The organism is Tropicibacter alexandrii (assembly GCF_003667315.2).
Lineage (GTDB): Bacteria > Pseudomonadota > Alphaproteobacteria > Rhodobacterales > Rhodobacteraceae > Tropicibacter > Tropicibacter alexandrii.
On the sequence record NZ_RCTZ02000041.1, the window covers coordinates 1 to 7,102 of the forward strand.

Annotated in this window: 11 protein-coding genes and 1 pseudogene; 6 read left to right on the forward strand and 6 right to left on the reverse strand. The window is 61.0% G+C overall.

What is annotated here, in order from left to right; translation table 11 throughout:
* The 3 genes from D8Z78_RS25415 to D8Z78_RS24060 all read right to left on the reverse strand — a co-directional run.
* Positions 1 to 142 (reverse strand): helix-turn-helix domain-containing protein (locus tag D8Z78_RS25415; protein WP_128910922.1); only part of this gene is annotated, 142 nt, incomplete at its 3' end.
* Between the two features lie 97 nt (positions 143 to 239).
* The gene (locus D8Z78_RS24055) at positions 240 to 1,250 is read right to left on the reverse strand and encodes a replication initiator protein A (protein WP_121634693.1); all 1,011 of its coding nucleotides are present in this window, start codon (positions 1,248 to 1,250) and stop codon (positions 240 to 242) included.
* A 257-nt stretch (positions 1,251 to 1,507) separates the two neighbouring features.
* Positions 1,508 to 2,773, reverse strand: coding sequence for a plasmid recombination protein (locus D8Z78_RS24060; RefSeq protein ID WP_121634746.1), 1,266 nt, complete (start codon positions 2,771 to 2,773; stop codon positions 1,508 to 1,510).
* 303 nt (positions 2,774 to 3,076) lie between these two features.
* Between D8Z78_RS24060 and D8Z78_RS24065 the strand changes: the two genes are divergently transcribed.
* Positions 3,077 to 3,376: a BrnT family toxin gene (locus D8Z78_RS24065; protein ID WP_128910923.1), complete on the forward strand. Its 300-nt coding sequence runs from the start codon at positions 3,077 to 3,079 to the stop codon at positions 3,374 to 3,376.
* Positions 3,363 to 3,578: a type II toxin-antitoxin system BrnA family antitoxin gene (gene brnA, locus D8Z78_RS24070; RefSeq protein WP_121634688.1), complete on the forward strand. Its 216-nt coding sequence runs from the start codon at positions 3,363 to 3,365 to the stop codon at positions 3,576 to 3,578. Before D8Z78_RS24065 ends, brnA begins: the two co-directional genes overlap by 14 nt.
* Before the next feature lie 256 nt (positions 3,579 to 3,834).
* On the opposite strand, the gene D8Z78_RS24075 is transcribed toward brnA, so the two are convergent.
* Together D8Z78_RS24075 and D8Z78_RS24080 are read right to left on the reverse strand one after the other, a co-directional pair.
* On the reverse strand, positions 3,835 to 4,023 hold the full coding sequence (locus D8Z78_RS24075; protein WP_035746442.1) for a multicopper oxidase domain-containing protein: 189 nt from the start codon (positions 4,021 to 4,023) through the stop codon (positions 3,835 to 3,837).
* The gene (locus D8Z78_RS24080) at positions 4,020 to 4,364 is read right to left on the reverse strand and encodes an ArsR/SmtB family transcription factor (protein ID WP_054522777.1); all 345 of its coding nucleotides are present in this window, start codon (positions 4,362 to 4,364) and stop codon (positions 4,020 to 4,022) included. Before D8Z78_RS24080 ends, D8Z78_RS24075 begins: the two co-directional genes overlap by 4 nt.
* Positions 4,365 to 4,420: 56 nt before the next feature.
* Here D8Z78_RS24080 and D8Z78_RS24085 point away from each other — a divergent pair, with 56 nt between their 5' ends.
* From D8Z78_RS24085 to D8Z78_RS24100, 4 genes and pseudogenes are all read left to right on the forward strand, one after another.
* Entirely contained in the window at positions 4,421 to 5,275 is an 855-nt protein-coding gene (locus tag D8Z78_RS24085) for a cation efflux transmembrane domain-containing protein (RefSeq protein ID WP_036708216.1), read from the forward strand.
* The gene (lspA, locus tag D8Z78_RS24090) at positions 5,272 to 5,772 is read left to right on the forward strand and encodes a signal peptidase II (RefSeq protein WP_009807499.1); all 501 of its coding nucleotides are present in this window, start codon (positions 5,272 to 5,274) and stop codon (positions 5,770 to 5,772) included. The genes D8Z78_RS24085 and lspA overlap by 4 nt, the downstream gene beginning before the upstream one ends.
* Positions 5,765 to 6,160: pseudogene (locus tag D8Z78_RS24095) on the forward strand (heavy metal translocating P-type ATPase); the annotation flags it as partial. The gene lspA and the pseudogene D8Z78_RS24095, both read left to right, overlap by 8 nt.
* Before the next feature lie 11 nt (positions 6,161 to 6,171).
* Positions 6,172 to 6,639 (forward strand): DUF411 domain-containing protein, encoded by a 468-nt coding sequence (locus D8Z78_RS24100; RefSeq protein WP_121634690.1) that lies wholly within the window; start codon positions 6,172 to 6,174, stop codon positions 6,637 to 6,639.
* A 96-nt stretch (positions 6,640 to 6,735) separates the two neighbouring features.
* Here D8Z78_RS24100 and D8Z78_RS24805 read toward each other — a convergent pair.
* Positions 6,736 to 7,102 (reverse strand): hypothetical protein (locus tag D8Z78_RS24805; RefSeq protein ID WP_206169734.1); only part of this gene is annotated, 367 nt, incomplete at its 5' end.

Below are 7,102 nucleotides of genomic sequence, written 5' to 3' on the forward strand. Positions count from 1 at the left end.
CCCGGTGCAACTCTGACGGATCAATCTCGTATGAGCCACCATCGCCCTTGCTAGCTGATATCTTTCCGCTTTTTATCGCCCTCTGGATTGTTGTCTTGTTCTTTCCGGTGGCCTTTGCAGCCTCTGAGAGTGAATATTTCATGCCGTTGCGCCTCGTTGCTTTTGCCTGTTGCGCAACAAGGTATCGCGTTGCGTGGCACAACGCCAATGGAACCTGATCGAGGCAGGGCTAGGCCCGGCTAACGCAAGCTATCCTGCTTCCCGCAATAGGCCACAAAAGCAGCGCCTGCGTTCTTCGGTGGGTTGCCCTTGGCCGCTTCACTCTTGGCGAACGCCAGCCAGTCGGAGCGCAGGGCGTAGTAGTCCCGGCCTTTCTCCCTGGCGATGATCCTCGCCTTGTCCTCGGCCCACCCCGGAAGCCTGACCTCGGGTAGGAGTTCGTTTTGTGGCGAACGCGGTCGGAAAATCACCAGGTCTTCGGCGGTCAGCTCCATGCGATAGAACGGCGTGTGATCGTCCTCAATGATCTGGCGGATGTTCAGCCGGAACTTCTTCAGAGGGGCATTGCTGCCGGTCTTTTCCTGAAGCTTGGAGAGGCCGATCTGCCATTTCGGCTGGCCCCCGCAGTGCTTGCGGCCGATCTCATACAGGCGGCGTTCCAGCGGGCGGCGCAGCCGGAAATAATCGTTCGAGATCGTCACGACCTCGTCGCCCTCGATCGCGCGCATCACCCAGTCGGACAGGATCACCTCGCAGTAGTCGAGCCGCCACTTGCCCTCTTCCTTCATGACGAACCCGCTGCCCGATTCCAGCAGGCTGAAAAAGCGTGTCTCGCGCTTGTTGCCGGTCTGAATGTCGGTCTGGAAGGTTGTCCCGATGAGCCTCTGGAATGCCTGTTCCAAGCGCTGATACTCGATCCCGCCCGTCTTGCGGTTGGTGGTAATCATCAGCTCGCGGGCGCTGAAGCGAACCCGCTTTCCGATCTTCTCGCCCCGGTTCTTGCGGTGCATGAGCTGGCTCACGCAGAAAATCAGGATGTCTTTGTCGAAGATCGTGGGCAGGCCGACCCCGGACGGCACGATTTTCAGCCGGTTGTCACCGCCGCGATATTCAAGGTGGCGCATGTCCGGCTTGGTGGCGAGCGAGAACAGCGGATGCTCCATCGAGGCCATGTCGTCCTTCGGCACCACATCGGAGATGTCGAGGATGAAAAAGTCCTTCTGGGGGTGTCTGTCGGGGAGCAGCGGCATCCGTTCGCCTGGTTGAGTTCGTTATATCGGGAACCAGCATCGGCCAGGAACGGGCAGTTCGTCAAGTTCGTTATATCAGGACCCGATTTGGGGGCGAAATCCGTTCGTTAGTTTCGGAACCCAAATTCGTTAGTTTCGGAACCCAAATTCGTTAGTTTCGGAACCCTGTGGATAGTTTCCTGTTTCCCTAGCAGTAGGTTAGGGGTGATTTTCGGCCCCGTAACATACTCCGTAGGTAACACTATTAACACTAGGGGTCAGAGACCGTGGCTGGACCCTCGATCCCGTTCCCGGCTGGCACGGTCGGTAAGATCATTTTCCCGTTCTGACCGGGTTTCTTCCTGAGCCGCGGGAGCTGTCAGGCCAAGGTTCATCTCGTGACGCTCCACCTCGGCCAGGGCTTCCTGTGGCCAGCAGGTCCTGTCCTCGATCTGGGGAACATCAGGCCGCAACATGTTCTTCACCGCAGCTTCCATCCTCGCCATGAACGCCCCACACTTCGCCACCACCGCTGCCAAGTGCATCCGGTCGGACAGGCTGGGGAAGAGATCGCGCCCGGCCTCATACCGATCACTCATATTTTCCCGGAGTCCCACACCGCAACGATGAGCCATGTCATAGATCCGTTCTGCCCCGGATCTGATTGCCTCGATGAAGGGCCACGGATCGGTGTTGGCGTCTCCACCTACCCGATCCAACGTCAGAGCGCCCTTGGGAGGCTCGTAGGCGCTTCCTTGGGCCTTGTGGCGGGTGATCTCCCCCTTGAGCATCAGGAGGTCGCTCAGGGCCTCTGTCTGGCCTTCTGAGAGGTCTGCGTCCCTGATGGCGTCCCACAGGCCCTCAGAGGGCGCTCTGACGCTCTCACGGGCCTTGTCCATGACCGCACCATAGGTTTCCGGGGACAGGTGCTGGCGCTGCGTGATTTCCTTGCGGGTGCCGCGCACGATTTCGCTGTCCAGATTCTCGCGGCACCAGTCGGCCCAGGACGTTTGCAAGGCGGAGTATTCGTTTCGCTCGCCCGTGGCCTCCTTCATCTCCCGAAGCGCCTTGTTGGTCGAGATCACCGGCTTGCCCCGGCTTTCCCGGACGGGAGAGACCAGAACATCGACCACGGCCCCGCCCTTCTCATCGAGATCGAGGCGGGTGGCGATCACCGATCCCTCGCCGCCCCAGCTCTCGGCCCATGCCTTCGCCTGGTCGAAGAGCTGGCGGTTATGCGGGTTGTCGGGGTCGTGCAGGTTGCCGGCCTTTTCCACCCATTCCGGCGAGACCACGCAGATGGCCTGCAAGGCAATCGGGGCATTCTTCCGTTCGCCGGCCCCCAGCTCGGACTTGTGGGCCTTGAAGGCGGCGAGATAGTCGCGGTCGTTCTCGGCCTTCGACCAGGCGAGACCGAAGCCGGGTTCCGCATCGTCCCGGACCCGTGCCTTGCCGGTCTCGTCGTGACGCTGCGCATGGAGGGACGCCCCGCGAAGCTGGGCGATGCTGGTGAACTTGTTGACGCGGATCGCTGCCTTGAACATGGGACGGTGATAGCGGAGAGCGACAGAATTGTCATTTAAAATGACAACCCACTAGGCAATTCTCTTCGAGCCGCTCCGCTAATTGCCGTTGGGCCGGAGGCGCTGCGCCCTCCTGGACCTCTCGCCGGAAGCCGCCCCGGGGGCGGCTGCGCACCATCCCGCCCCTGCCATATGGGGGGCGGTCGGAATGATGCGCGGAGCCAGCTCGGACCGGAGACCTCCGAATATCGGAGGGTCGGGCTGGCGGCGGTGGTCACATAGGACCATGCTTGAAAATGGATAATTACTATACCATATTTACGCATGGATTTTGAGTATGACCCCGCTAAAAGTGCCTCGAATCTGTCGAAGCATGGCATCGACTTCGATCAGGCACAGGCCCTTTGGGATGACCCGTGGATGCTCGAAGCGCCCGCCAAGACCGAGGATGAACCTCGGTTCATCTCGATTGGGAAGATCGAGGATGAACCTCGGTTCATCTCGATTGGGAAGATCGAGGGCAAGCACTGGGCGGCCGTCTGGACACCGCGAGGTGATGCGGTCCGGATCATCTCGGTGCGCCGCGCCCGGAAAGAGGAGATCGGATACTATGAAGGCAACTGAGTTCGATAAGAAATTCGACGCCGGTGAGGACGTGAGCGGTGCAATTGATTGGTCCCAGGCCCGTCGCCCGAATGACCAGCCCAAGCGCGTGAACGTGGATTTTCCGGCATGGGTCGTAGAGGGCCTGGACAAGCAGGCTCGACACCTGGGCGTGACGCGGCAATCGCTGATCAAGCTATGGATCGCCGAACGGCTCCAGTAGGCTCATCGACTTTGGCGGTGGGTGCTTGCGGTTCGCCCACCCCATGGCCGGATGACAGCTTTGAGCCCTTTTTGACGAATGCTGCCGAGCGACTGGACGGCCGCTTCGGCGGACCCGCAGCTTAGCGAGGTGTTCTCCGTTCGGGTCTAGACATACTCCGTAATGCGTTTCAACAAGGCGACACCGGCACCTGATAGAACGCCGCAAGAAGACGTAAGCTCTTGACGACGCCCGGTGTCGAGCGGGTGGGGTCCTGTTATGTGACCGTAAACTGCCCCATCATGCCCGCATCCTCGTGTTCGAGGATGTGGCAGTGATACATGAATGGTGTCTCTTCCGAAGCCAGCTTGTCGAACCTCAGCAGGATTCCGGTCGGACCCTGCACACGGACAACATCTTTCCAACCGATCTGCGCCGAGTCGACCGGCCGTCCGTTCTGACTCACGCCTCACGATAATTGTCACACGCCTCAACACCCTTTGCGACCACGTCGAGAAGTGCGTCCACATCGTTCAGAAGGACCGTGATGCGCGGGTTGCTGATACGGTAACGGATGAAGCGCCCTTCGCGGTCGCTGGCGACAAGCCCGCAGTCCAGCAGGCACCTCAGATGGTTGGAGACGTTGGGTTGCGATAGTTCGGTCCGCTCGACGAGCTCGTGAACGGCCAATGGCTCGTTGCAAAGTGCACCGAGGATGGCCAGGCGGCTCGGGTCCGCGAAGCCGCGGAACAGCTTCGCCCGTCGCTCGATGGTTGCGCTCTTGCGGTCATCGACCAATTGCGCCATATCACTCCTCGCTGATATGTTGTTCTTCGATTCATCCTAGCAGGAATAGCGCGACCATGGCCAACACCGAAAATGCCGGATCGACGGCAGATGTCCCGCCCGTCCGTTACCGGGTTTCCGGTATGGATTGCGCCAAGGATGCCGCGCAGATCGAGCGGGCGGCACAGGCAGCCGGGGTCGCGCCCGGCGATGTGAAAGTGTCGGCCGCGACGCACATCATGACACTGACTGCACCCGAAGTGCGCCTGCCGGACATCGAAAAGGCAGTCGCGGTGACAGGCTATGGCTTCGACCGGATCGAGGGCGATGAAGACATTCCGCCGAATCCCGCCCATCAGGACCCGGCCTACCGCCGTGCCCTCTGGATCGTCGTGATCCTGAACGTGGGATACGGGGTCCTCGAAATGATCGGCGGTTTCATTTCCGGATCGCAGGCCGTGAAGGCCGATGCGCTCGATTTCATCGGCGACGGCGCGATCACCTTCCTTGGCCTGCTGGCCATCGGCTGGAGCCTCGCCTGGCGGGCACGGTCGGCCTTGATCCAAGGCATCTTCCTCGGCCTGCTCGGCCTTGGCGTCCTCGGCACGACCATCGTGCGAGTCTTCGAACGGACGACGCCGGATGCAGGTCTAATGGGCCTGCTTGGCATGATCGCCCTTGTCGTCAACGTCATCTCCGTTCTGCCGCTGCTGCGGTTCCGCAAGGGCGACGCGAACATGCGGGCCGTCTGGCTATTCTCGCGCAACGACGCCATCGGCAATGCGGCGGTTGTCGTTGCCGCCGGTCTCGTGGCGTGGCTGGGCAGCGCCTGGCCGGACCTCATCGTCGCCTTCGGCATCGCCGGACTGTTCCTGCACTCGTCTTGGGCAATCATCCGCGATGCGCGGGCCGATCTGAAGGCAGCGGCATGAACAGCCGCGTTCTGGGCGGGCTCTGCGCGATCGCGGCGTTCGGCCTCGATCAGGGTACCAAGGCGCTTGCGCTGAACACACCGGCGCTTGAGCGCGGCGTCGAGGTTCTACCCTTTCTCAATCTCGTGCGGGTTCTGAACGATGGAGTCAGCTTCGGTATGCTGGGCGGGATCGTGCCTTGGTGGGGTCTCATCGCGCTTGCTGGCGTGATCGTGGCATGGCTGCTGATCTGGTTGTGGCGCGCGCCGGACAGGCTGACGGCTGCCGCTCTCGGTCTGATCATCGGCGGCGCGCTCGGCAATGTCCTCGACCGGCTGCGTTATCAGGCCGTCCCGGATTTTCTGGATTTCCATTACGGAACATACCACTGGCCGTCCTTCAATCTTGCGGATGTGGCGATTTTCTGCGGTGCGGCCCTGCTGTTCTGGGACAGCTTCCGCTCGGCGCAGAACAAGCCCGAACGTAACCACCGAGAAGAAAACGTTACGGGGAAATAATCGATGTCCAGCATTCCATCCGCAAAGGGCATCGACAGCACGCTTGGGCTCGGGCACCGACGTGGCGCTCGAGACGGCCGACGCGGCGATCCTGCGCAACCGTGTGACCGATGTGCCGGGCAAGATCCGCCTCTCCCGTGCGACCATTTCGAACATCCGCCAGAACATCGCGATTGCGCTCGGCCTCAAGGCGATATTCCTCGTGACTACCGTGCTCGGGATCACCGGCCTTTGGATCGCAATCCTCGCGGATACCGGTGCCACCTTGCTGGTGACGATGAACGCCCTGCGGCTGCTGTTCTTCCGTCCTACCGGCACGCCTGAACCTGCGGGTCACGTCGATCTGACCGCTGAGACACGCCCCGATCGCGCCGCCGCAAAGACCTGAAAGGAACCCTGATGACCCTCACCCGCCGCGCCGTGATGGCCTCCGCCGCTTGCTTCGCCGCGACGGCACCGACCGCCGGACTGTCTCAAAGCTCTCCCGCGATCCACGTTCTGAAAGACCCGAACTGTGGCTGCTGCACAGCTTGGATCGAGATCCTCAAAGAGAACGGATTTAAGGTCACCACCGAGCGCAGCTTCGGCACCCTCCTGATCCGGCACAAGCTCGAGAACGGCATCCCCCAGAACATGACCTCCTGCCACACCGGCGAAATCGAGGGCTACATGATCGAAGGACACGTGCCGACGGCCGACATTCGACGGCTGCTATCCGAGCGCCCCGATGCCGTCGGTCTCGCCGTGCCTGGGATGCCTTACGGATCACCGGGCATGGGGCCAGAGGATGAGCGGGAAGCCTACGACGTGTTCCTGATCCTCGGAGATGGCAGGACGGAAATCTTCTCCAGCTACGAGGCTGCCTGACGGCGCCGATCTCAGGATCGCTGTGGGGCCACTGCACAAACCTCACACCGCGCAGTCGCAGCGAAAGTCAGGAAAGTCCCGCATTGCTGCCTTTGGTCAGGATCGCTTCCAAGGCCACCAAGAGCTGCGCTTTGGGCTGTTGTCGGCCAGAAGCGCCGTTACGCGGGTTTCGGAGCTGTCCAGGCGCTTCCGTAGATCGTTGATCGTGTCGGCCATCTGATCCTTCTGGGCTTCCAGCCCGTTGGCTCGCTCGCGGGCGACTGCCAGTTCTTTTTCCAGCTCAACAAAACGGTCTATGTGATTGCCCTCAGGGGTAAATTTTGTCTGTTGCGTATCGTTGCTTTGCATGTGTTGCGCATCGCGTTGCGCAACAGTGGGCGGAAAAACCCGGTGCAACTCTGACGGATCAATCTCGTATGAGCCACCATCGCCCTTGCTAGCTGATATCTTTCCGCTTTTTATC

Coding starts and splice junctions, on each gene's coding strand:
- D8Z78_RS24055 (WP_121634693.1), bottom strand. CDS start 1,250: ATGCCGCTGCTCCCCGACAGACACCCCCAGAAGGACTTTTTCATCCTC.
- lspA (WP_009807499.1), top strand. CDS start 5,272: ATGAACAGCCGCGTTCTGGGCGGGCTCTGCGCGATCGCGGCGTTCGGC.
- D8Z78_RS24060 (WP_121634746.1), bottom strand. CDS start 2,773: ATGTTCAAGGCAGCGATCCGCGTCAACAAGTTCACCAGCATCGCCCAG.
- brnA (WP_121634688.1), top strand. CDS start 3,363: ATGAAGGCAACTGAGTTCGATAAGAAATTCGACGCCGGTGAGGACGTG.
- D8Z78_RS24080 (WP_054522777.1), bottom strand. CDS start 4,364: ATGGCGCAATTGGTCGATGACCGCAAGAGCGCAACCATCGAGCGACGG.
- D8Z78_RS24085 (WP_036708216.1), top strand. CDS start 4,421: ATGGCCAACACCGAAAATGCCGGATCGACGGCAGATGTCCCGCCCGTC.
- D8Z78_RS24100 (WP_121634690.1), top strand. CDS start 6,172: ATGACCCTCACCCGCCGCGCCGTGATGGCCTCCGCCGCTTGCTTCGCC.
- D8Z78_RS24065 (WP_128910923.1), top strand. CDS start 3,077: ATGGATTTTGAGTATGACCCCGCTAAAAGTGCCTCGAATCTGTCGAAG.